The 22,349-nt window shown below is 64.2% G+C and carries 18 protein-coding genes; 7 read left to right on the top strand and 11 right to left on the bottom strand.

Going from position 1 to position 22,349, the window contains the following annotated elements:
* The first annotated feature begins 38 nt into the window (after nt 1–38).
* A complete protein-coding gene (locus tag Q9451_RS18415) occupies nt 39–944 on the top strand; it encodes a LysR family transcriptional regulator (protein WP_012272000.1) in 906 nt (301 codons plus the stop codon).
* A 102-nt stretch (nt 945–1,046) separates the two neighbouring features.
* Nucleotides 1,047–2,246, top strand: a complete 1,200-nt coding sequence (locus tag Q9451_RS18410; RefSeq protein WP_012272001.1) for an MFS transporter — start codon at nt 1,047–1,049, stop codon at nt 2,244–2,246.
* Nucleotides 2,247–2,258: 12 nt separating this feature from the next.
* On the opposite strand, the gene Q9451_RS18405 is transcribed toward Q9451_RS18410, so the two are convergent.
* Nucleotides 2,259–2,870: a LysE family transporter gene (locus Q9451_RS18405; protein WP_012272002.1), complete on the bottom strand. Its 612-nt coding sequence runs from the start codon at nt 2,868–2,870 to the stop codon at nt 2,259–2,261.
* Nucleotides 2,871–2,972: 102 nt separating this feature from the next.
* On the opposite strand from Q9451_RS18405, the gene Q9451_RS18400 reads away from it, so the two are divergent.
* Nucleotides 2,973–3,971 (top strand): helix-turn-helix domain-containing protein, encoded by a 999-nt coding sequence (locus Q9451_RS18400; RefSeq protein ID WP_012272003.1) that lies wholly within the window; start codon nt 2,973–2,975, stop codon nt 3,969–3,971.
* On the opposite strand, the gene Q9451_RS18395 is transcribed toward Q9451_RS18400, so the two are convergent.
* The 6 genes from Q9451_RS18395 to Q9451_RS18370 form a co-directional block, all read right to left on the bottom strand.
* A complete protein-coding gene (locus tag Q9451_RS18395; protein ID WP_012272004.1) occupies nt 3,938–4,789 on the bottom strand; it encodes a CAP domain-containing protein in 852 nt (283 codons plus the stop codon). The genes Q9451_RS18400 and Q9451_RS18395 overlap by 34 nt on opposite strands.
* Before the next feature lie 206 nt (nt 4,790–4,995).
* The gene (locus Q9451_RS18390) at nt 4,996–5,607 is read right to left on the bottom strand and encodes a cell wall hydrolase (protein ID WP_012272005.1); all 612 of its coding nucleotides are present in this window, start codon (nt 5,605–5,607) and stop codon (nt 4,996–4,998) included.
* A 34-nt stretch (nt 5,608–5,641) separates the two neighbouring features.
* Entirely contained in the window at nt 5,642–6,559 is a 918-nt protein-coding gene (locus Q9451_RS18385; protein ID WP_012272006.1) for an AEC family transporter, read from the bottom strand.
* Between the two features lie 106 nt (nt 6,560–6,665).
* Complete coding sequence (locus Q9451_RS18380; RefSeq protein WP_012272007.1) at nt 6,666–7,529, bottom strand: LysR family transcriptional regulator; 864 nt, start codon at nt 7,527–7,529, stop codon at nt 6,666–6,668.
* Nucleotides 7,530–7,599: 70 nt separating this feature from the next.
* Nucleotides 7,600–8,448, bottom strand: a complete 849-nt coding sequence (locus tag Q9451_RS18375) for an ABC transporter permease subunit (protein WP_012272008.1) — start codon at nt 8,446–8,448, stop codon at nt 7,600–7,602.
* Nucleotides 8,445–9,461 carry an ABC transporter substrate-binding protein gene (locus Q9451_RS18370; protein ID WP_012272009.1) on the bottom strand — a complete coding sequence of 339 codons (1,017 nt, stop codon included), beginning with the start codon at nt 9,459–9,461 and terminating at the stop codon, nt 8,445–8,447. The genes Q9451_RS18375 and Q9451_RS18370 overlap by 4 nt, the downstream gene beginning before the upstream one ends.
* A 162-nt stretch (nt 9,462–9,623) precedes the next feature.
* On the opposite strand from Q9451_RS18370, the gene Q9451_RS18365 reads away from it, so the two are divergent.
* Nucleotides 9,624–11,528, top strand: coding sequence for a S8 family peptidase (locus Q9451_RS18365; RefSeq protein WP_012272010.1), 1,905 nt, complete (start codon nt 9,624–9,626; stop codon nt 11,526–11,528).
* A gap of 32 nt (nt 11,529–11,560) precedes the next feature.
* On the opposite strand, the gene Q9451_RS18360 is transcribed toward Q9451_RS18365, so the two are convergent.
* Nucleotides 11,561–13,705, bottom strand: coding sequence for a methyl-accepting chemotaxis protein (locus Q9451_RS18360; protein ID WP_060493461.1), 2,145 nt, complete (start codon nt 13,703–13,705; stop codon nt 11,561–11,563).
* 198 nt (nt 13,706–13,903) lie between these two features.
* Here Q9451_RS18360 and Q9451_RS18355 point away from each other — a divergent pair, with 198 nt between their 5' ends.
* The gene (locus Q9451_RS18355; RefSeq protein WP_012272012.1) at nt 13,904–15,223 is read left to right on the top strand and encodes a Na+/H+ antiporter NhaC family protein; all 1,320 of its coding nucleotides are present in this window, start codon (nt 13,904–13,906) and stop codon (nt 15,221–15,223) included.
* A 13-nt stretch (nt 15,224–15,236) separates the two neighbouring features.
* On the opposite strand, the gene Q9451_RS18350 is transcribed toward Q9451_RS18355, so the two are convergent.
* The 3 genes from Q9451_RS18350 to Q9451_RS18340 all read right to left on the bottom strand — a co-directional run bounded on the left by Q9451_RS18350 (nt 15,237) and on the right by Q9451_RS18340 (nt 19,978).
* Nucleotides 15,237–16,244: a FecR family protein gene (locus Q9451_RS18350; protein WP_012272013.1), complete on the bottom strand. Its 1,008-nt coding sequence runs from the start codon at nt 16,242–16,244 to the stop codon at nt 15,237–15,239.
* A 271-nt stretch (nt 16,245–16,515) separates the two neighbouring features.
* Complete coding sequence (locus Q9451_RS18345) at nt 16,516–18,285, bottom strand: acyl-CoA dehydrogenase C-terminal domain-containing protein (RefSeq protein WP_012272014.1); 1,770 nt, start codon at nt 18,283–18,285, stop codon at nt 16,516–16,518.
* Nucleotides 18,286–18,355: 70 nt separating this feature from the next.
* On the bottom strand, nt 18,356–19,978 hold the full coding sequence (locus Q9451_RS18340; protein WP_012272015.1) for an acyl-CoA synthetase: 1,623 nt from the start codon (nt 19,976–19,978) through the stop codon (nt 18,356–18,358).
* Between the two features lie 194 nt (nt 19,979–20,172).
* On the opposite strand from Q9451_RS18340, the gene Q9451_RS18335 reads away from it, so the two are divergent.
* On the top strand, nt 20,173–21,579 hold the full coding sequence (locus tag Q9451_RS18335) for a PAS domain S-box protein (RefSeq protein WP_012272016.1): 1,407 nt from the start codon (nt 20,173–20,175) through the stop codon (nt 21,577–21,579).
* A gap of 12 nt (nt 21,580–21,591) precedes the next feature.
* Nucleotides 21,592–22,221, top strand: a complete 630-nt coding sequence (locus Q9451_RS18330) for a response regulator (RefSeq protein ID WP_012272017.1) — start codon at nt 21,592–21,594, stop codon at nt 22,219–22,221.
* The last annotated feature ends 128 nt before the right edge of the window (nt 22,222–22,349 follow it).

The raw sequence follows: 22,349 nt of genomic DNA, 5'->3' as shown, positions 1-22,349 counted from the left end.
TTGTAAGAACTTTCCGAGTTTTGGAAGGTGGCCAGCAAATGGACAAACTCCTGGCAATGAAGATGTTCGTGGCCACCGTCGATGCCCAGGGCTTTTCTGCGGCCGCGCGCAGGCTAGGGCTGGCGACATCGTCGGTGACGCGCCTGGTCGATGCCCTGGAAACGGCGCTGGGCGCCACCTTGCTCAACCGTTCCACGCGTCAGGTGAGCTTGACTGAGGCCGGTGCCCGTTACTACGAGCGCGCACGGGGTATTTTCGAGGCGCTGGACGAGGCTGATGCCAGTGTTGCCGATCGCGGCGAAGAGCCAGTCGGCGTATTGCGACTGTGCTTGCCAGTGGAGTTCGGCAGGCGGGTCATCGCCCCGCACCTGGGGCCGTTCCTGGCAAGGCACCCGGCACTGGAGCTGGACATCGACCTCAGCGACCGCCTGGATGACCTTCTGGACGGGCGCTACGATCTGTCGGTTCGCCTGGGCGACCCATCGCCCAATGACGAGCTGGTGTGCCGCCAGCTCGGTCGCTTCCAGCGTTGGTTGGTGGCCAGCCCGGCTTACCTGGCGGGGCGTGAGCCGCTGCAGCACCCCCGGCAATTGCTGGAGCACGCCTGCCTGCGCTTTCGCTACGGGCAGAAAGCGCGGCCCTGGCGCCTGGCCTGCGGCCAGGAGAGCCTGGAGCTGGACGTAAGCGGGCCGCTGCGCAGCGCCAACGCCGACATGCTGCGTGAAACGGCATTGGCAGGCAGTGGCATCGCACTGCTGGCCGACTGGCTGGTACGCGCAGATGTGCTGGCCGGACGCCTGCAGCGGGTATTCCCCGACTGGCAGGCCAGCCCTGGCACGGCCAACAACAGCATCAATGCCCTGTACCTGCCCAACCACCGGGGTTCGCGGCGGGTGAACGCGTTCATCGACTTTTGCGAAAATTTACTGAAAAACGACGGGTAGTGTTGCGCAGAGCGCAAAGCCGCGTTGCGCCAAGACCGGATTCTCGGCGAAAGCGCGCATGGGTAAGGTAGCCAGCATATACCCCTAGTCGAGGAACCTCGCATGAATCCCTCCCTTGCGGCAGCGCAACCGGCAGCTGCCAGCCTGAGCCGGGCCCTGGTCGTGCTACTGGCATTCTGCTGCGGCGCGATCGTCGCCAACATCTACTATGCCCAGCCCATCGTCGGGCTGATTGCCCCAGACTTGGGGCTATCCACCGAGCATGCCAGCCTGATCGTTTCCCTTACCCAACTGGGTTATGCCCTGGGCCTGTTGTTGCTGGTGCCGCTGGCCGACCTGCTGGAAAACCGCCGCCTGATGGTGGCTACCGCTGTCCTGGCCTGTGTCAGCCTGCTGCTGGCGGGCACCAGCAGCAGTGGTCAAGGGCAGTTGTTCCTGGGTTACGCACTGCTGATCGGTTTCAGTTCTGTGTCGGTGCAGATGCTTATCCCGCTGGCGGCGCACCTGGCGCCGGAACAGCAGCGTGGCCGGGTGGTGGGTAATATCATGGGCGGCCTGCTGCTGGGTATCCTGCTGGCGCGCCCGGTTTCGAGCCTGGTGGCTGACCACTTTGGCTGGCGCGCGGTGTTCATTGGCGCCGCCGGAGTCATGCTGGCGATCATCCTGTTGCTGGCGCTGACCCTGCCGCAGCGTCGTCCCGAGCACAAGGCCAGCTATGCCGGGCTCATGCTGTCGCTGCTCACTCTGCTGCGCCGTTATCCACTGCTGCGCCAGCGTTCGTTGTACCAGGCGTTGATGTTCGCAGCGTTCAGCCTGTTCTGGACGGCCGTGCCGATGGCCCTGGCCAGTGAACACGGCCTGTCGCAGAGCCATATCGCCGTGTTCGCCCTGGTCGGTGCAGTGGGCGCCATCGCTGCGCCCATGGCCGGGCGCCTGGCGGATGCCGGGCATGCCCGCGCCGGCTCGCTGTTGGCGCTGATGCTGGCGCCGGTGGCCTTGCTGCTGGGGCTATCAAGCCCGGGTTACAGCGTGATCGGCCTGGGCCTTACCGGCGTGCTGCTGGACTTTGCGGTGCAGATGAACATGGTCATTGGCCAGCGCGAAGTGTACGCACTGGACCCGGCCAGCCGCGGGCGGCTGAACGCGGTGTACATGACCAGCATCTTCCTTGGCGGGGCGCTGGGGTCGGCGGTGGCCAGCGCGTTGTTCAGCCAGTTTGGCTGGCAGGGGGTGGCGCTGGTGGGGGCAGGCTTGCCGGGTGTTGCGTTGCTGGTCTTCCTGCTGAAGGCCCGGCGCGCCTGAACAGGGAGCGTGCTATCGGCCAAGCGGCAGCGCCACGCCAATCAAGGCGAACAGGCTGCCGCAGCAGCGATTGAAACCCTTGCCGCCCTTGGCCAGCCAAGGGCGAATGCGAAATGCCAGGCGCGCCAGCAGGTACTCGACCAGGAACTCGACGCTGGCGAAGGTCGCCGCCATTACCACGAACTGCAGCACCAGCCCACGCTGTGGGTCGATGAATTGTGGCAGGAAGGCACCATAGAACAGCAGCACCTTGGGGTTGGCCATGGCCGACAGCAGGCCTTGGCGGAACAACCCGGCATTGCCGAGCCGCGCGCTGCGCTCGGTCAGCTCCAATTGCAGGCCGGGGCTGCGCCACAGCTGGATACCCAGCCAGATCAGATAGGCGCCACCCACCCACTTCAAAACGCCCAACACCGAAGCCGAGGTTTGTAGCAGCGCGCTGAGGCCGAACATGGCCAGGGCGATCAAGGCGCTGAAGCCAAACACCCCGCCCACGATGGTGAACAACGTTCGCCGCGCGCCATACAGGGCGCCATGTGTCAGCGCCAACAGGCTGTTGGGCCCTGGGGTCAGCGACAGGCCGATGCTGGCCAGCAGGTAGATGAGCCATGTGTCGAGGGCCATGTTGGAAATGCCTGGTGATGTGGGGATGCCAGTTTAGGGCCTGATGATCCGGCTGATAGGGTATGATCTAGACATTTAATGGTCGTTTATGGACTCGCTGACATGCAGCCCGACATCCGCCTGCTGATCCTGCCGTTACCGGATTTTGCCCTGCTGCCGTTTGGCGCCTTTCTCGACAAATTGCGCTTCAGCGCCGACGACGAGGACTACAGCCAGCAGCGCTATTGCAGCTGGACCGTGGCCGGGCTCAGCCTTGACCCGGTGCAATCAAGCAGTGGTGCGGTGCTGCAGGTCGAGGCGATTGCCAGCCAGCTCGACCTGAGCAGTTTCGACTACCTGGTGGTGTTCGGCGGTCGCAATGCCATGGCCACTGCCGCGCTGGCGCCACGCTATCAGGCGCTGCTGCACCAGGCCGGCAAGGCCGGTGTGAAGCTGGTAGGGGTCGATAATGGCGCCTTCCTGCTGGCCGCCTGCGGACTGCTGCAGGGGCATGAGGTGGTGGTGCACTGGCGTCACGAAGCCGAGTTTCGTGCTGCCTTCCCGCAGCTGCGATTGCTGCGTGAGCAGTTGTACTGCATCGATGGCAATCGCATCACGTGTGCCGGCGGCACCGCCGCCATCGACCTGGCTGTTGCGCTGCTCTCACACGCTTGCGGGCGTACCCGCGCGCTCAAGGGGCTGGCCGATATGCTGGTGGACGAAACCCGCGACAGCCGTCATGCCTTGCGTTCGCTGGAGCTGGGCGCCGGGCAGGGGCGGCAGGTGCAGCGGGCACAGGCGCTGATGCGCCATCACCTGGGCTCGCCGTTGGCAGTGGAGCAACTGGCCAAGGAACTGGGCATCAGCCGGCGCCAGCTGGACCGCCAGTTTCAGGCCAGCCACGGCATGAGCGCCAAGGCCTGGTGGCTGGAAATGCGTTTGCAGCAGGCGCGCTGGCGTTTGCTCAACTCCAGTCATAGCCTGGCGCAGATTGCCGATGAAGTGGGCCTGGGCGATGCCAGCTACCTGGGCAAGTGCGTGCGCCGTCGGTTTGGCTGTACGGCCTTGGCCTTGCGAGCAGGCAGCGCTTACTGCGGTGTGCCGAACAGGCCTGTCCAGTAAATCCCGGCATCGCTCTTCGGGTCTACCGCATAGGCAGCCCCCAGTTCACGGAAGTCTGGGTTCATCAGCGTGGCGCAGTGCCCTGGGCTATCCAGCCAGCCGTCGACCACTTTGTGCGCAGTATCACGCCCGGCGGCAATGTTCTCGCCGATTTGCTGATACAGGTACCCGGCCAGTTCCGCCCGGTCACCGGGTGTGCGGCCATCCTTGTCGATGTGGTCGAAGAAGTTCTGGTTGGCCATGGACCGCGTGTGGTTGGCAGCCACCCCGGCCAGTACTGTGCTCCAGCTCAGTGGCGGGGCGGCGGCAAAGGGTTGGCCACCGCATTGGCGTGGCACCTTGCGCGCAGCGTTGATCTCCTGCAGCACTTTCTGCCCCTCGGCTTGCCAGTCACCCAGGCGGCCGCTGAGCAACGGCCGGGCCAGCACGATGCGCCAGTCGCGGCCCTCCTGGCTGACGCCGATATCGACGAATTGCGGGTCGAGCACTACCTGGCAGAAGCTTTCCTCGATGGCATGCATGGCGGCGCGCGCATCGCGCGGGCCCGACAGGCTGATGGCCTGGACGTTGACCATGGGGTAGGCCGCGCGGGTCATGGCCTGTTGCAAGTCGCGGGTGCCTTCTGGCGACAGCGCAAGGCGGGTGTCGCTATTGAGCGGCGGCAGCTCCAGCGACGCCTCGCCACCGCAGGGCTGGGCCTTGCTGCGGTACACATTGATCGAATCGATCAGTTGCGCCTCTTCGCCGGTGACAGCCAGTACCCCGGTCGAAACGACCAGGCCCAGCGACAAGGCGGCAACGGATGACAGGACGCGCATGTGGATCTCCCTATGACTGGCAGCGTCGTGGTATGCGCTGCTCATCCTACACAAGCCGGGGGCTTTTGGCCCTAGCTCGTGCAAAGCAATGAAAGCGCCGGCAATCGTTGCTGGCGGCAAAAGAGGGAGTAGACCACTGGCCTGCGGAAAAGTGCGATGAATTGCTAATCATTCTTATCGAGCCCGCACGGTCCGCCGCGTTCGCATCAACGCGCCAACGCCTGGTTCGGCTTGTAGAACAGGAAGTGGGTAGTCTGCGCTGTTTTGCGATACGCCTTGGCCCAATCGGGGTGCACGGTGCGGTCGTGGAAGTACAGCGCGCCGCCGGTGGGGTCCTTCAACTGCTGGTTCAGTGCCTTGCGTGCGATTTCTTTGGCGACATCGTAGCGCTGGGCTTCCTCGACCTGATCCGAGCGCCCGTCGCACCACCAGGAAAACTGGCAGGCCTTGCTTTCCACGCCCTGCTTGACCACCCCGCAGATGGTGTCCGGGAAGCCATCGTGGCCCAGGCGGTTGAGCACCACGCTGGCCACGGCGGTCATGTCCTCGGCATCGGCGCCTTTGGCTTCCCAGTAGATGGTGCGGGCCAGGCAGGTGATGCTGTCATCCAACGGCGCCTTGCCAACCGGGTCGACCGCCTGCGCTTCGCCTGGGGTCAGTTTTTCAGCTTTTTTGGGGGGAGGGGCATCTTCCACCACCTTTTCTTCAAGTACTTCGGCCTTGTCCTCGGCGACGGCGGCCTTGGCCGGGTCGGCCGCATTCAAGGGGCCAGCGAGCAGTGCCGAGGTGAGGCCGAGCAGCATCCAGTAACGGCGCATGGGCAAGCTTCCGAAGGGTGGAGTGAGTCTCAGTCTAGCCAAGCGTAAGCATTAACACCAAAGGCAGGGTGGCGGCGGCCGCTACGGTCTGCAGGGCGATGATGGTGGCCATCAAGGGCGCATTGCCGCCCATTTGCCGGGCCATCACATAGGATGACGAAGCGGTGGGCAGCGCTTGGAACAGCACCGCCACCACCGCCGCCTGACCACTCAGGCCGAGCACTCTGCACAGGCCCCAGGTGGTCAGTGGCATGACCAGGAACTTGAACGCCGACGCCGCCATCAGCGGGCGCACCTGCTGGCCCAGGCGAGCGCCGCCCAGTGCCGCACCGACGCACAGCAAGCCCAGCGGCAGGGCGGCCTGGCCCAAGGCCTTGACCGTGGGCTCGATCCCGGTCGGCAAGCCCAAACCGGTGGCCCTCAGCAGCAGCCCACCCGCACAGCCGACGATCAGCGGGTTGGCGAAGATTGCCCGTAGCACCGTGAGCGGTGAACTGTGGCGGGCGCTGAAGCGGGCGAACACCAGCACGCAGAGCAGGTTGACCAGGGGGACGATGGCGGCATTGGCTACCGCCGCCAGGGCAATCCCTGCACTGCCGTAGATGCCAGCCGCCAGGGTGGCACCAATGTAGTTGTTGAAACGAATACCACCCTGGAACACCGAGGTGAAATCGGCGCCATCGTGGCTTACCGCCCCTTGATACAGCATCAGTAATACGGCGCCGGCCAGGGTCGAAAGCATCAGTGCGCCGACCATGCCCAGCACCGGTACGCCATCAAGGTTGGCGGTGGCCAGGCCGTGCAGAAACAGCGACGGCAGCAGTACGTAGTAGCTCAGGCGCTCGGCGCCGGGCCAGAAGCTTTCGCCAAGAAAGCCGCGTAGGCGCAGGAAGGTGCCCAAGGCAATCAGCAGGATGATCGGGAGCAGGGTGGTCAGCAGCAAATGGAGCATGATCGACGTTCCGTGGTCGGGTACGCGAACAGACTACGGGTGAGGAACGGTCTGTAAAAACGTTGTTTTCTGCACTGACCATTGAGAAAAAATGCATTGTTGCAGCTTACGACTCCAAGGCTGTCTTCAGCACAGCACTCAAATGCCGTCGCTGGCTTTTCTCATGCTCCAGCAACACCACACGTCGCGTCAGCTGCGGCTCGCCAAACGGCAGGCAAGTGGCGGGCGGCAAGCGCTGCAGGTCGTCATCGGCCATGGGTACGATCGCCACGCCCAGGCCCATAACCGCCATGCGCGCCAAAGCTTCCTGGCTGTCCAGTTCCATCTGCTCGCTCACCTGCAAATGCTGGCGACGCAACTCCTGCTCGATCTGCCGCCCGGCCCAGGCGCGCTTGTCGAAGCGCAGGAATGGCTGGCTGGCCAGCAACTGCGGCACGCTGTACCCGGCCAGTTCAGGGCTGGCGATGACCCAGAAGCGGTCTTCGAACAATGCAGTGAAGTCCAGGCTTTGCGGGTAAGGGCTGACGGGTTCGGTGGTGATCGCCGCGTCGAGTTCACCGTCCTCCACGCGTCGCGCCAGCTCCGCCGACATGCCCGAGGCCACGCTGATGTGCAACTGCGGGTGGTTGGCCTTGATCCACACCAGCGCCCTGGGCAGGCGCCGCGCCAACACCGTATGGATCGCCCCCAGGCGCAGGCGGCCGCGCAGGCTCGGGCCGCAGGCCAAGGCGTCGGCCAGTTCGTCGTAGGCAGCCAGAATGCTCTCGGCGCGAGCCACCGCCAATTGGCCTGCTTCAGTCAGGGCCACCTGCCTGCGGCTGCGGTCGAACAGGGGAACCTGCAACTCGTCTTCAAGGGTTTTGATGTGCAGGCTCACCGCTGAAGGGGTGAGGCTGAGCAGGTCGGCGGCGCGGGCGAAGGTGCCGTGGCGGGCGATGGTCACCAGGGTGCGCAGGGCTTTGAGAGACATGCGGGCGGGTCCAGGGTTGAACGGTCAGTGCTGCATTGTCAGGCCCGGCCGTTTCGCAGCACAAGGCTGCTCAGCGCCTATTACGCCCATACGCCTGGCTGATCCTGTCGATCACCATGGCCAGGGCAACAATTGCCAGCCCGGCCTGCACGCCCTGACCAACATTCAAGGTCTGGATCCCCGCCAGCACATCCTCACCCAGCCCACGGGCGCCGATCATCGACGCCACTACCACCATCGACAAGGCCATCATCACCGACTGGTTGAGCCCGGCCATGATGCTTGGCAGCGCCAAGGGCAGGGCGATGCGCCGCAACCGCTGCCAGCGGCTGGCGCCCAGGCCGTGGGCCGCCTGCAACAACGAAGGGTCGATTTGGCTCAAGCCCAGTTCGGTCAACCGCACCAGCGGTGGCAGGGCGTATATCAGCGTGGCGAATACGGCGGGCACCTTGCCCAGGCCAAACAGCATCAGCACCGGGATCAGGTAAACGAACGCCGGCAGCGTCTGCATCACATCCAGTACCGGCAGAAGCAACCGCCTGGCCAGCGGTCGGGCGGCCAGCAGGATGCCCAATGGCACGCCCACCAGCACGCACAGGCCGGTACTGACCAGCACCAGCGCCAGGGTTTGCAGCAGCTTGTCCCACAGCCCGAGCATGCCGATAAATGCCAGCAGCGCGACCAGTATTGTGCTGCGCACAACGCTGCGGGTGGCGTGCCAGGCCAGCAGGCCGACCAGCAGCAACAACAGCCACCAGGGCAGCAGGCGCAACAGGTTCTCCAGGCCGACCAGCAGTTGCAGCAAGTGGTCTGAGACGCTGCGCAGGTGGTCGCCGTAGTTCATCACCAGCCAGTCGACCAGGCGGTTGACGCTGTCGGCAAAGGAAAACTGCAGAGTCTGCGGGAAGCCGTCACTCACAGGCTGGCCTCGACCTTGGCGGCGATGTCCGCAGGCAGCCAGGTTTTCCACACATCAGGGTTATCGCGCAGGAAGGTCAGGGCTGCGTCGCGCGGTGGCGTGCGTTTTTCGCTCATTGCGGCCAAGGCCTGGTTCAGGCGATCGATGGGCAGGTCCACCCGTTCGAACACGCTGACCAGGTCCGGGTAGCTATCGCGAAAGACCTTGGACACGCCAATCGACAACTTCGCCGGCAGCGACCGGCTGCCCTTCGGGTTGGGGTTGCCGGCATCGGTGAGGGTGGCCCAGGCCTGGGCATTGAACGGTGGCTCTTGCAGGCGTACAAGCTTGTAGCGCCCCATCAGCGGGGTCGGGTTCCAGTAGTAAAACAGCACCGGTTGGCCACGACGGATAGCCGAGCCGATCTCGGCGTCCATCGCCGCGCCGGAGCCACTGCGGAAGTTGGTATAGAGGTCATTCAAACCGTAGGCCTTGAGCTTCTGGCTGTTGACCGTTTCAGACGTCCAGCCGCTGGGGCTGTTCAGGAAACGGCCCTTGTCGGGCGACTCGGGGTCGCGGAAAACCTGCGGGTAACGCTTGAGGTCCTCGACACTGCGCAACTGGGGTGCCAAGGGTTTCAGTTTGCGTGCGGCATCGCCTTCGATCACATAGGCCGGCACCCACCAACCTTCCTCTGCATTTTTCACCGTATCGCCCAGCGCGAACACCTGGCCGGCCTGTTCGGCCTTGACCCAGGCAGGGCTGCGCCCGGCCCACTCCTCGGCGATCACTTGCAGGTCATTGCGCGCCAGGGCCACCTCCATGCTGACGGTGCTACCGGGCAGGGTGTCGGTGGTGTAGCCGTAGCCGCGCTCCACGATCAGCCGCAGGATTTCGGTGGTGAGGGCACCGCTTTCCCAGCCGATGGCGCCAAAGTGGATGGGCTCGCTGCGTTCTGCCGAGGCGGCGCTGTCGGTGGCGGCCAGGCTGACAGCGAGCAGCAGGCTGGCCAGCAGCATTGGAAGTCTGTTCATCGGGGCCTTCGATTGCCATTGAGTGGATGCGGGCAAGTGTAGACGAGGCCCCTGGCGCATCGCCGGCGCGGTCGGGGGAAGGTGCTCCCACTGCCCAGGCGTGCTGCGCGTTGCAAAGCTGGGCTCTTCTGCTTGGCATGCACACCTGAAGAGGTAGCCCCGATGACGCTGGATTTACATTTCGTGTATTACCGCAACTTTCGTTTCGATGGAAAACTTCATGTTCGCTGTTACGGTGCAGACCTGCACAAGGTCAATCGCATCCGCTACGAACTTGAACGGGCTGGCCCCGACGGCCCGGTTTCATTCCCGGGAAAGTCCGTGTACTCCCAGGCACGCAGCGGCAAGCCGAGCGACCATGGATGCCCTGCCACGTTGCTGGCCGAAGAAGAGGCGGGCGTGTATTCGATCCAGCCCAAAGTCGTGCTGCTCGATGCGCATGCTCGGGCGCTGGGCCGGCCGGTTGGCGCAGCTGGCGTTATCGACATGCGGCCCTTGGTGCTCGACATAAAGGCTGACGAGGTCAACAGGAGCATCCTCGACAAGGTGCCGGTACCCGGTGCTGGCGGGCGTCGTAAACGAGCCGTGGAGCAGGTGCAGGGAGGCGACGATGGGCCGCAAGGGATGCCCACCTTGGCACCCGGCACACCGTTCCCGCCGGTTGTCATCGAATTCATCCCCGGAGGGCACGAGCGATTTCTCCGAGAGCTGGAGCCGGGCTCAGGTTCTGCATGGGTCCGCTACTGGCCGAACCTTGAATCGGTACTCGCGTTGCGACCTGTTCTGGACGCACAGGAACAGGGCGAAGACAGGCTCCGGCCATTGCGCGACCATTACATTCTCGACCAGCCAGCCAGCATGCTCGGTGACACCTACCTCGCCTTGCTCAAGTCTTTGGCGGCGCGGGAGTATGTGCAGTCACTGCAGTTCATGCCGGCAGCGCCCCAGCCAAACCTAATTTTGCTCGGCCTGGCCGGGCTACTGGCAACGCTGCTGACCGGCGGCGCCGTGGTGGCGGGCAACCATGCCTATGAAAATGCTCAAGCCACACCCGATTTCGAGCCGCGCCAGCATTACCTCGACGCACCTGGCCCCCGGTGGCAAGGGCTGAATGTGCGCGAGGCCTGGGCGCAGCAGGTAACGGGTTACGGCGCGCGGATTCACTTCAGTGATGGGGGGTTGCACCCTGATCATGAAGACTTGCGCGGCAATCCTGCCTTGAAAATCGTCTCGCTCGAACCCAACCATGATCCCGACCACGGAACGGCTTCGGTGGGAATCATTCTGGCTGCGGGCAACGGTATTGGCGCGACCGGGATCAGCCGTAACAGCGAACTGTACCTGTACAACAACCGCGCGGAGGATGCCCAAGGCAGCTTCCAGGCGCTCAAGGACCTGCTACGGAATGTAGAACCCGGCGACATCGTGGGTATCAATCGGCAGACCGCCCATGCCGAGGTGCTGAGTACCATGTTGCCATCCTTGCACGACAAGGCCTGGTGGACTGTCATGCAGCAGTTGAGCCGGCGCGGTGCCGTGGTGGTCAATGCAGCAGCCAATGGCAGCAGCAGGACGCTTGCGGACAAAGGCACCCGTGCTGGCGAAGGTGTCGACCTGGCCAACTGGCCCTATTTTGCCGACCATGGCGATTCAGGTGCGATTCTGGTGGGGGCCTGCCATTCGTATGACGGCAAGCCCCACGCCTACTCCAATCACCATTACCGTTACCGTATGCTCAATGCCTGGGGCGACAGCGTAGTCACGCTTTCCTATGGCGATTTGCAGGACCTGCGTGGTGAGGAAAGGGACTACACAGGCCGCTATGCTGGCACTTCCAGCGCCACGCCGATGGTGTGCGGTGCATTGAGCCTGATCCAGTCCTACGCCATGGAGCAGCACCACGTCTACCTCAATGGCAACCAGATGCATCAGTTGGTCATGGCGTCTGGCTACGACGATGCCACGTTAGCGGGTACCGAGGTGCTGCCGATGGGCGCCAGGCCCAATGTGCATGGCGCGCTGGTGCTGCTGGACCGCATCCTCGGCGGCGGCAGGTTCGCGGCCTGAGTCGGGGCCGGCAGGTGCCGGCCCCGCCCGGCTCATACGCGAAACTGGTCCATCAGCGCCTGCTGCTGGTTGGCCAGGCTGTTCAGCGACTGGCTGACCCGCGCCGACTCGTTGGCCTGGCCTGACAGCGACTCCGTCACATCACGAATGGTCGCCACGTTGCTGTTGATTTCCTCGGCTACCGCGCTTTGCTCTTCGGCGGCCGAAGCGATCTGCAGGTTCATGTCGGTGATCACCGTCACCGCCTGGCCAATGCGCTGCAGTGCAGTGACGGCCTGGCCGACCTGCGCAACGCCACTCTGTGCCTGGCGGTGGCTGTGGTCCATGGCGCCGACCACTTCCTGGGTGCCGTTCTGCAAGGCTTCGATCACCTGGCGGGTTTCTTCCACCGACTCCTGAGTGCGTCGAGCCAGGTTGCGTACTTCATCGGCGACCACGGCAAAGCCACGGCCGGCTTCACCGGCACGGGCCGCCTCGATGGCGGCGTTGAGCGCCAGCAGGTTGGTCTGTTCGGCAATCGAGCGGATCACCTCCAGCACCGAACCGATCTTTTCGCTGTTCTGCGCCAGGCCTTCGACTTCGGCCATGGCGTCGCTCATGTTGGCGGCCAGGGTATCGATGCTGGTGGTGGTGCGGTCGATCACGGCCAGGCCTTCCCGGGTGGCCTGGTCGGCGTCACGCGCGGCCTGTGCCGCCTGCGCGGCGCTGCGGGCGACATCCTGGGCGGTGGCGCTCATTTCATGCGAGGCGGTGGCTACCTGGTCAACCTGGCGATACTGCTGCTCCATGCCGGCGCTGGTTTCAGTGGCAATTGCCGAGGACTGGTCGGCAGTGCCTCGCGCGGCCTGCACCGAGCGTTTGACCTCGGCGATGGTCGGCTGCAACTTGTCGAGGAAGCGGTTGAACCAGCCGGCCAATTCACCCAGTTCGTCCTGCTTCTGGTAGGTCAGGCGGCGGGTCAGGTCGCCTTCGCCGCTGGCAATGTCCTTGAGCATGGCAGCCACGCCGAGGATCGGCCGGGTAACGCCACGGGCCATCAGCCACACCATGAGCAGGCCGGCAATGGCAGCGGCCAGGCCCAGGCCCAATTCCAGCAAGGTGCCGCTGGTATTCAGCGCGTCCAGTTCCTGCTTCAGTGTTTCGGCCGGGCCGGTCAGGGCATTTTCCGGTACATCCAGCAACACGCCCCAAGGTTGTGCGTCGGGGATCGGCCGGAAGGCCGCCAGCACCTTCAAACGCTGCTGGTCGTGGAGGATAGTCATCTTGCCATTGGCCAGTTTGCCTACCAGTTCGGCGCCCTTGGCCGGGTCTACCTGGTCGAAGCGCTGGGCCAGCTTGCTGGCATCGGCGCTGTAGCCCGCCAGCAGGCCGACCGGGCTGAGTATGCCGACCGTGGTGCGGCCTTCGTAGAGGCTGCGGCTGGCCTCCTGGCTCAGTGCCTGCAGGCTGTTGAGGTTGATGTCGATGGACAGGGTGGCAATGATCTTGCCGTTGACCGCCAGCGGGAAGACGATGCTGGTCATCAGCACCTGCTGGCCGTCGATGTCATAGAAGTAGGGTTCTACCACGCACACCTTGCCGGTCGTGCGCGGGCATACCCACCAGGTGTTGGCTGGCTGGCCGCTGGGGCCGATCTCGGTGTTGGCCATGTCATGCTCAGGCAGCGCCATGGCGGTCAGCTGGCCGGCACGCGGCTGCGACCAGTACAGGGCAAAGCGACCGGTTTCGTTGCTGCCCAGCTCTGCCTTGCCGGCGAACAGGCTGTCCTTGCTGTCCAGGGCGTTGGGCTCGAACACCAGCGACAGGCCGAGGAGGTCGGGGTTGGCCTGTAGCGCGGCGCGTACCTGACGGGTCATGTCCTCGCGCAGGTCGAAGGCATCGAGAAAGCGCTTTTCGGCCTGCTCGCGCAGGAACAGCACCTGGCGGGCGAAGCCGGCGCCGTACTGGTAGGCATCCATGAACTGGCGGCGGATGTTCAGCGCCTGCACTTCACCCTGCGACTCGATACGCGACTGCGCCGCCTCGGTCAGCATCTGCATGCTGCTGGCCTTGACCAGGTCCGAGCTGTGGTCCATGCGGTACAGCGACAGGCCGACGAGCAAGGTGACGATGCCGGCCAGGCAGAGACCGGCGAGCAGGGTGATCTTCCACTGGATGGAAAGTTGTCGCAAAGGCATGGGGGCGGATCCCTTGTAATAAGAGTGTGGCTTGCGACTGTGTCGGCGGCCTGGGTTTTTTCTTTATTCAAACGTTCAATTTAATTATCAGGTCCGCTGCAAGGCATTGGTAATGTGACGCAACATGGCGCTTTTGACATCTGCCGCCCACTGCTTCAGAGTTCGCGCTTTTTTCCGCCGTAATGAGGTAAGCCAATCATGAATGCAGTGATCGCCGCGGTCGGCATCATGCTGATACTCAGCCTGTCCCGCGTGCACGTGGTCATCGCCCTGATCATCGGCGCCCTGGTCGGTGGGCTGGTGGGTGGCCTGGGTGTCGAAGGCACGCTCAAGGCCTTCAACGGTGGCCTCGGCGGTGGCGCCACGGTGGCGTTGTCCTATGCACTGCTGGGCGCCTTTGCCGTGGCCATCGCCAAGTCTGGTCTGGCCCATGCCCTGGCCGATCGCGCCCTGGTCATGATCGACCGCCAGGGCCATGCCCATGGCGGCAAGGTCAAATGGCTGATGATCGGCCTGATGCTGGTGGTGGCCGTGTCGTCGCAGAACATCCTGCCCATCCACATTGCCTTCATCCCGTTGCTGGTGCCGCCGCTGCTGTACGTGCTGACGCGCCTGCGCATCGACCGCCGGTTGATCGCCTGTGTGATCACCTTTGGTCTGATCACGCCGTACATGTTCCTGCCGGTGGGTTTCGGCAACATCTTCCTCAACGAAATCCTGCTGGCCAACGTCGCCCGCGCGGGTGTCGACGTGAGTGGCGTCAATGTCACCCACGCCATGGCCATCCCGGCTGCCGGTATGCTCGTCGGCCTGTTGCTGGCGGTGTTCATCAGCTATCGCAAAAAGCGTGACTACGACCTGGCGCGTATCGAACAGGTGGAGCAGGTGAGCGTGCAGTACAACCCGCTGACCTTGCTGGTGGCCGGGTTGGCGATCGCTGCTGCCTTTATCGTTCAGTTGCTGTTGGACTCGATGATCATCGGTGCCATGGTTGGCTTCCTGATCTTCTCGCTGTCAGGCATCGTCAAGTGGAAGGATACCGACGACCTGTTCACCGAAGGCATGAAGATGATGGCCATGATTGGTTTCATCATGATTGCCGCGTCCGGTTTTGCCGACGTGATGAAGGCTACCGGTGAGGTGAAGAGCCTGGTGGAAACCTCGGCCCAATGGATCGACCACAGCAAGGGCATCGGCGCCTTGCTGATGCTGTTGGTGGGCCTGCTGGTGACTATGGGGATCGGCTCGTCGTTCTCCACTGTGCCGATCCTGGCCGCGATCTTCGTGCCGCTGTGCGTGCAACTGGGCTTCGACCCGCTGGCCACGGTGTGCATCGTCGGTACTGCCGGTGCGCTGGGGGATGCGGGTTCACCGGCCTCGGACTCGACCCTGGGGCCGACCTCGGGCCTGAACGTGGATGGCCAGCACCACCATATCTGGGACACGGTGGTGCCGACCTTCATCCACTACAACCTGCCGTTGCTGGCGTTCGGCTGGTTGGCGGCAATGACCTTGTAAGGCGGGGAGGGCGTCAGCCCTTGTCGGGGGGCGGCGAGATGCGGTTTAGCACGGTGCTGCCGTCCTTGCTGCGGGTCAGGTAGACCGGCAGCACCTTGGGCAGGTTGTTGACCAGGCGCCCCACTTCACGGGTGTTGTAGATACCGCTGATGCGAATGCGACCGGTACTGGCGTCGGCCAGCTGCAGCGGTGCGTCGAGGTAGCGGTTGATCACCGGCAGCGCTTGTTCCAGGCTCAAGTTGTCGAGCACCAGCTTGCCGCTGCGCCAGGCCAGGCTGTTGCCGTAGTCGTCGCTCTGCTCCAGTTGTGGCTCGAAGTCGCCCTTGTGGTAGCTGGCCTGCATGCCAGGGCCGAGGCGATAGCCGCCGGCGCTGCCATCGCTGGACACCAGCACCGAGCCTTCCACCAGGGTAACCTTGACCTGGTCCTGGTACTTCCACACGTTGAACTGGGTGCCGGTGACCCGGGTCTGGCCACGGCCGGCACGCACGATGAACGGGTGGCTGCTGTCGTGCTGCACCTTGAAGAACGCCTCGCCGCGCTTGAGCGTGACCTGGCGCTGGTCTTTGTAGTTGAGGTAGGTGAGCTCGGTGTTGAGGTTGAGCTGCACCGTGCTGCCGTCGCTCAGCTCCACCGTCTGCATGCGGTCACTGGCTTCGAAGTGTTGGTAGTGGTTGGGCAGCCAACCCTGCTCCCACCCCATCCAGCCTGCCAGTGGCAGCACTGCCAGGGCAATCGCCGCCGCAGACGCCAGCGGCCGCCAGTTGCGCGGGCGTGCGGCTTGCTTGGCGGGCGGGTTGAAGTCGATGACGGTGGCGTTGCGCGGCAGCAAGTCGGCGGTTTGCCAGATTTCCAGCATCGCCTGGTATTCCTCGGCATGCCGTGGGTCGGCCGCCTGCCAGCGGGCGAATGCCTCGCGCTCGGCCGCCGTGCAATCTTCGGCGTGCAGGCGCATGCACCAGTGCGCGGCGGCGTCGGTGATGGCATCGTCTGGGCTGGGATTGAGGCGGTCGTGGTTCATTGCGGCTCCGGGTTTTGCGCATTCTACCCTTGCAGAAGGGCCCCCGAGAACCGGCGTAATGGCGAATGACTATCAGTTGTGCCGGTTTTTCGTCGGTTTTGCAACGGTTTTTCAGCGTCTGAGAACCCTTCGCGTACAAGAATACAAGCTGAAATCCACGGGGCTGCTGTGCAGCCCGTCGCGACAAAAGGCCGCCCGCACAAGTGACCGCATGTCTCTTGTGGGGGCGGCCTTATGTCGCGCTAGGGACGCCAAGCGCCCCCAGGGCCTTTCAGAACTGTGCTGCCTCCAACCCATAAAGGCTGTCGCTGCCCGCTCTGATGCTGGCCTCCAGCCCTAACCCGCGCGGCAATACCCGCTGGTAGAAGAACGCCGCACACGCAAGCTTGGCCCCATGAAACGTTTCGTCCTCATCACGCTTGGCCAACGCCACCGCCGCCATTCGCGCCCACATATAGGCATATGCGGTAAGCCCGAACAGTTGCAGATACTCGACTGCCACTGCGCTGACCAGGTTGGCATCCGCGCCGGCCCGCGCCCGTAGCCAGGCGCTGGTAGCCTCCAACCGCGCCAGGCTTGCCTGCAGTGCCTCGCGGTGCAATGGCGCATCCACACTGAACGCTCGTACTTCGGCGGCAAAGCTGGCCAACGCCTGACCGCCGTCGGCCAGCACTTTGCGCCCGAGCAGATCAAGGGCCTGAATACCGTTGGTGCCTTCATAGATTTGCGCAATCCGCACGTCGCGCACTCGCTGCTCCTGGCCCCATTCGCGGATGTAGCCGTGGCCGCCGTACACTTGCTGGCCCAGCACGCAGCTTTCCAGGCCGTTGTCGGTGAAGAATGCCTTGGCCACTGGTGTCAGCAGCGCCACCAGGCGCTGGGCATGTTCGCGCTCGCCGGCGTCTTCGGCATAGCGCGCCAGGTCCAACTGTTGGCCAACGTAGGCGGCGAACGCCCGGCCACCTTCGGTGAGGGTGCGCATGGTCAGCAGCATGCGCCGTACATCGCCGTGGTGGATGATCGGGTCGGCAGCCTTGTCCTGCGCCTGTGGGCCGCTAGCGGCGCGGCTCTGCAGGCGCTCGTTGGCGTAGCGGGCGGCGCTCTGGTAGGACGCCTCGGCGCAGCCGATGCCTTGTATGCCGATGGACAGACGCTCGTAGTTCATCATGGTGAACATCGCCGCCAAACCTTTGTTGGGTTCGCCCACCAGGTAACCGAAGGCACCATCGAAATTCATTACACAGGTCGCCGAGGCTTTGATGCCCATCTTGTGCTCGATCGAGCCGCAGTGGGCGGCGTTACGCGCGCCTAGCTGGCCATTGGCCTCGACCTGGTACTTGGGCACCAGAAACAGCGAGATGCCCTTGGCGCCGGCGGGTGCGTCGGGCAGCTTGGCCAGCACCAGGTGGACGATGTTCTCGGTCAGGTCCTGCTCGCCACCGGTGATGAAGATTTTGCTGCCGCTGATGCGGTAACTGCCATCGGCTTGGGGTTCGGCGCGGGTTCGGATCAGCCCCAGGTCGGTGCCGGCATGGGGTTCGGTCAGGCACATGGTGCCGGCCCAACGGCCTTCGTACAGGGGCGGCAGGTAAGTGGCCTTGAGCGTTTCGCTGGCGTGGGCATCGATTGCCAGGCAGCTGCCGGCGCTCAACGCCGAATACAGGCTGAAGCTGCAGTCGGCGGCGTAGAGCATTTCCTCGAACAGCACGCCGAGCATCTTCGGCATGCCCATGCCGCCGTATTCCGGGTTGCCACCCAGGCCGACCCAGCCACCTTCGCGGTAGGTGTTCCAAGCCTCGCGGAAGCCGTCGGGGGTGGTAACCACGCCTGCGTCGAAGTGCACGCCTTGCTCGTCACCGTTGCGGCTGAGCGGGGCGATCAACTGGGCGGTGACTTTGGCGGCTTCCTCGAGGATGGCGTCGGCGGTATCGGCGTCGATGCGCTCGGCCAGGGTGGGCAGGCGGGCCCACAGGGCCGGGGCGTTGAATACGTCATGCAGGACGAAGCGCATGTCACGCAGGGGGGCGGAATAGGTAGTCATCGTTGGCTCTTGAAGGAGGAAGTCAGGGTCGGCTCTTCGCGGGCAAGCCCGCGAAGAAGCGGCTGCGCTTTCAGAGGGCCTTGGCCCGGTCGCGCAGCACGTACTTCTGGATCTTGCCGGTGGAGGTTTTGGGCAGCTCACCAAACACCACGGTCTTCGGCACCTTGAACCCGGCCAGGTGCTCGCGGCACCAACTGGTGATATCGGTCTCGCGGGTGTCTTCCCGGCCCGGCTTGAGGGCAACGAAGGCGCACGGCGTTTCGCCCCACTTTTCATCCGGGCGTGCCACCACGGCGGCTTCCAGTACAGCCGGGTGCTTGTAGAGGGCGTCTTCGACCTCGATGGTGGAAATGTTCTCGCCACCGGAAATGATGATGTCCTTGAGCCGGTCCTTGATTTCGACATATCCGTCGGCATGCCATACGGCCAGGTCGCCGGTGTGGAACCAGCCGCCACGGAAGGCTTCGGCGGTGGCTTCAGGGTTTTTCAGGTAGCCCTTCATCACGGTATTGCCGCGCATGAAAATTTCGCCCAGGGTGTTGCCGTCGCGCGGCACCGGCTGGAGGGTTTGCGGGTCGGCGACCATCAGGCCGTCCAGGGTCGGGTAGCGTACGCCCTGGCGCGACTTGATCCGCGCACGCTCGTCCAGCGACAGCGCATCCCATTCGTCATGCCAGGCACACACGGTCACCGGGCCGTAGACCTCGGTCAGGCCGTAGGTGTGGGTGACCTTGATGCCCATTTCCTCCACGGCGCCAATCACCTTGGCCGGCGGCGCGGCACCGGCGACCATGGCCTGCACCGGGTGCTCGATGGCTGCCTTGGCGGCTTCGGGCATGTTGACCAGGGCGTTGAGCACGATTGGCGCCCCGCACAGGTGGCTGACCCGGTGCTCGCGGATCAGGGTGAGGATTTTCTGCGGGTCGACCCGACGCAGGAACACATGGGTGCCGGCCAGCGCGGTGATGGTCCAGGGGTAGCACCAGCCGTTGCAGTGGAACATTGGCAGGGTCCACAGGTAAACCGGGCGGTGCCCCATGGCCCAGGTCATCTGGTTGCCCAGTGCGTTCAGGTAAGCGCCGCGGTGGTGGTAGACCACGCCCTTGGGGTTGCCGGTGGTACCGGAGGTGTAGTTCAGCGAAATGGCCTGCCACTCGTCATCGGGCCATTCCCAGGCAAAGTCCGGGTCCCCTTCGGCAAGCAGGGCTTCATAGTCCAGTTCGCTGACAGCGCGGCCCTCGCCATACTCCGGGTCATCCACATCAATCACCAGCGGCGGGTGTTCGAGCAGCGCCAGGGCGGCTTCGATGACGGCATGGAACTCGCGGTCGGTGATCAGCACCTTGGCCTCGCCGTGCTGCAGCATGAAGGCGATGGCCTCGGCATCCAGGCGCACGTTCAAGGTATTGAGCACGGCACCGATCATGGGTACGCCGAAGTGCGCCTCAAGCATGGCCGGGGTGTTGGGTAGCATCACTGCCACGGTGTCGCCACGGCCGATGCCACGGCCAGCCAGGGCACTGGCCAGGCGCAGGCAGCGTTGGTAGGTTTCCTGCCAGTTGCGGCGGATAGCGCCGTGGATGACGGCCGGGTAATTGCCGTATACGGCGGCGGTGCGTTCGATGAAGCTCAGCGGGGTGAGGGCGACATGGTTGACGGCAGCGGGCATCAGGCCCTGGGCATAGATCGACATGCGGTAATCCTGTAAGGGAGGCAGACGCAGCCTGTGCGCTTGGCCCCCGATGGCTGATTGTTAGCTCTGTTCAGGGTGCAGGGAGGCGGACGGTGGGCCGCTCCCTCTGTCGCAGTTTTACGCGAGTCGCTATGGTAGTAGGAATATCGACTATAGCAATATAGTAAAACTACTATAACAACGAGCCGCCCATCGTGGATAACACTGCCTACCCCTTGCTCGCCAAAGACCCACAACCCAGCCTGTTGCTGGCCAGCGATGCCAGCCCGCTGGCGCTCAACCCAGCCCTGCAGGCCTGGGTTGCCGAAGGCCCGGCGCTGGTCCATTGGCTGCCGGCCAACTGTGCCGCCCTGGTGCGTGCCTGCCTGCGCCAGCATCGGGCGATCAGCGATGTCGAAGTGCAGGTTGGCGAGCGCATCGTGCTGTGGACGTTCATGCCGGATGACCAGGGCCAACAGGTGCTGGGCCGCTGTCGTGATGCCAGTGAAGAACGCCACGGTGCACGTGAAGCCAGCCGCGCCCGGCGCCTGTACCGGCTGATCATCGAAAACACCACCGACCTGATTTCCCGGCACAGCCCCGATGGCCGTTTTCTCGATGCTTCACCGGCAGCATTTCGCCTGCTCGGCCTGTGGCCCGAGCAACTGCGCGGCATGCCCGTGCACACCCTGCTGCACCCGCGTGAACGGCGCCAGGTACTGCGCCAGGCCGCTGCCGCGCTGGACCAGGACGGCTACCACACCATGACCTGCCGGGTGCGTCAGGCCGCTGGCGGCTACCGCTGGTTCGAAATCGCCAGCCGGGCGATCCGCGAGACCTACACCGGCGCGGTGGTTGAGGTGGTCAGTGTGTCCCGTGACATCACCTTGCGCATCGAAGCGCAGGAAAGCCTGGCACACAGTGCCCGCCTGGCCACCCTGGGCGAACTGGCTTCGGGCATTGCCCATGAGATCAACCAGCCGCTGGCTGCGGTGGTTAACTACGCCAACGCCAGCCAGCGTTACTTGCAGGGACTGGAGCGCGACCCGCAAGCCCGCGAGCGGGTAGGCCAGGGCCTGCAGCGCATCAGCGAGCAGGCCACTCATGCCGCCGAAGTGATCCGCCGCCTGCGCGCCTTTCTACGCAAGGGACCGCGACGCCTGCAGGCACTGGACGTGGCCGAGGTGGCCGGCGAAGCCATGCGCCTGTGCGCCTGGGAAGCCGCGCGTGACCAGGTGCAGGTCGAGCTGCGCATCAGCGCGCAACTGCCCTCGGTGTATGCCGACCGGGTGTTGCTTGAACAGGTGCTGCTCAACCTGTTGCGCAATGCCATCGATGCCAACCGCGAGCTGCACGGGGAAAAACCGTCACGTATCCTGCTCGGCGCCACCCGCGATGGCGAGGGTGTGCTCGTCGAGGTCGCCGACCAGGGCCCGGGCGTATCGCCCGAGTGCCTGGATGAAATCTTCACGCCGTTCACCACCAGCAAAGCCGACGGCCTGGGCCTGGGCTTGAGTATGAGCCGCAGCCTGATCGAAGGCTTTGGTGGCAACCTGTGGGCGCGGGCGGGTGTCGACGGCGGTTTGGTACTGTGCTGCCGGCTGGCGGTCAGCAGGGGTTAGGGAGAGGCTAGGGTGCAAGCGAAAGTGTATGTGGTCGATGACGACCAGGGTATGCGCGACTCGACGGTGTGGCTGCTGCAGTCGGTGGGCCTGCAAGCCTTGCCGTTTGCCAGCGGGCAGGCATTTCTCGACGCCTGCGTGAACGATGCGCCCGCGTGTGTGTTGTTGGACGTGCGCATGCCGGGGTTGGGCGGGTTGGCCGTGCAGCAGGCGATGCGCGAGCGTGGCCTGATGTTGCCGGTGATCTTCGTCAGCGGCCATGCCGATGTGCCGATCGTGGTGCGGGCGTTCAAGGCGGGTGCCTGCGACTTCATCGAAAAGCCCTACAACGACCAGTTGCTGCTCGACAGTGTGCAGGCCGCACTGGAGCACGCCGCGCGGGCACGCCAGGGCGACCAGGCGCTGGCCTTGGTGCAGGTGCGCATCGACGGCCTCACACCGCGTGAGCGTGACGTGTTCGTGCCACTGGTCCAAGGGTTGAGCAACCGCGAGATTGCTGAGCAGTTGGGCATCAGCGTAAAGACCGTGGACCTGTATCGGGGGCGGGTGATGAAACGCTTGCAGGCGGCTAGCCTGGCGGAGCTGGTGGGCATGGCGATTGCCTGCGGGGCGGTCGAGGCGTTGGGCCTGCAAGCGCGCTAGCCGCTTTTGCACGGCCCCTTGCTGGAGCGGCGTATTCCGTAGAAATCATGAAATTTTTCATAGCTAGCTAATCAAAGCTTTGACATTCACTGCCTAGGCAGTAATATTTTTACACAATTACCCGAGCA

This window comes from Pseudomonas sp. NY8896 (assembly GCF_039634505.1).
The sequence above is the reverse complement of the archived record's forward strand: the minus strand, read 5'-3'. Positions and strand labels throughout refer to the sequence as shown.

Coding starts and splice junctions, on each gene's coding strand:
- Q9451_RS18340 (WP_012272015.1), bottom strand. CDS start 19,978: ATGTCGATCTATGCCCAGGGCCTGATGCCCGCTGCCGTCAACCATGTC.
- Q9451_RS18350 (WP_012272013.1), bottom strand. CDS start 16,244: ATGAACCACGACCGCCTCAATCCCAGCCCAGACGATGCCATCACCGAC.
- Q9451_RS18360 (WP_060493461.1), bottom strand. CDS start 13,705: ATGCCTTTGCGACAACTTTCCATCCAGTGGAAGATCACCCTGCTCGCC.
- Q9451_RS18395 (WP_012272004.1), bottom strand. CDS start 4,789: ATGCGCGTCCTGTCATCCGTTGCCGCCTTGTCGCTGGGCCTGGTCGTT.
- Q9451_RS18370 (WP_012272009.1), bottom strand. CDS start 9,461: ATGAACAGACTTCCAATGCTGCTGGCCAGCCTGCTGCTCGCTGTCAGC.
- Q9451_RS18415 (WP_012272000.1), top strand. CDS start 39: ATGGACAAACTCCTGGCAATGAAGATGTTCGTGGCCACCGTCGATGCC.
- Q9451_RS18355 (WP_012272012.1), top strand. CDS start 13,904: ATGAATGCAGTGATCGCCGCGGTCGGCATCATGCTGATACTCAGCCTG.
- Q9451_RS18345 (WP_012272014.1), bottom strand. CDS start 18,285: ATGACTACCTATTCCGCCCCCCTGCGTGACATGCGCTTCGTCCTGCAT.
- Q9451_RS18380 (WP_012272007.1), bottom strand. CDS start 7,529: ATGTCTCTCAAAGCCCTGCGCACCCTGGTGACCATCGCCCGCCACGGC.
- Q9451_RS18390 (WP_012272005.1), bottom strand. CDS start 5,607: ATGCGCCGTTACTGGATGCTGCTCGGCCTCACCTCGGCACTGCTCGCT.
- Q9451_RS18410 (WP_012272001.1), top strand. CDS start 1,047: ATGAATCCCTCCCTTGCGGCAGCGCAACCGGCAGCTGCCAGCCTGAGC.
- Q9451_RS18400 (WP_012272003.1), top strand. CDS start 2,973: ATGCAGCCCGACATCCGCCTGCTGATCCTGCCGTTACCGGATTTTGCC.
- Q9451_RS18405 (WP_012272002.1), bottom strand. CDS start 2,870: ATGGCCCTCGACACATGGCTCATCTACCTGCTGGCCAGCATCGGCCTG.
- Q9451_RS18385 (WP_012272006.1), bottom strand. CDS start 6,559: ATGCTCCATTTGCTGCTGACCACCCTGCTCCCGATCATCCTGCTGATT.
- Q9451_RS18365 (WP_012272010.1), top strand. CDS start 9,624: ATGACGCTGGATTTACATTTCGTGTATTACCGCAACTTTCGTTTCGAT.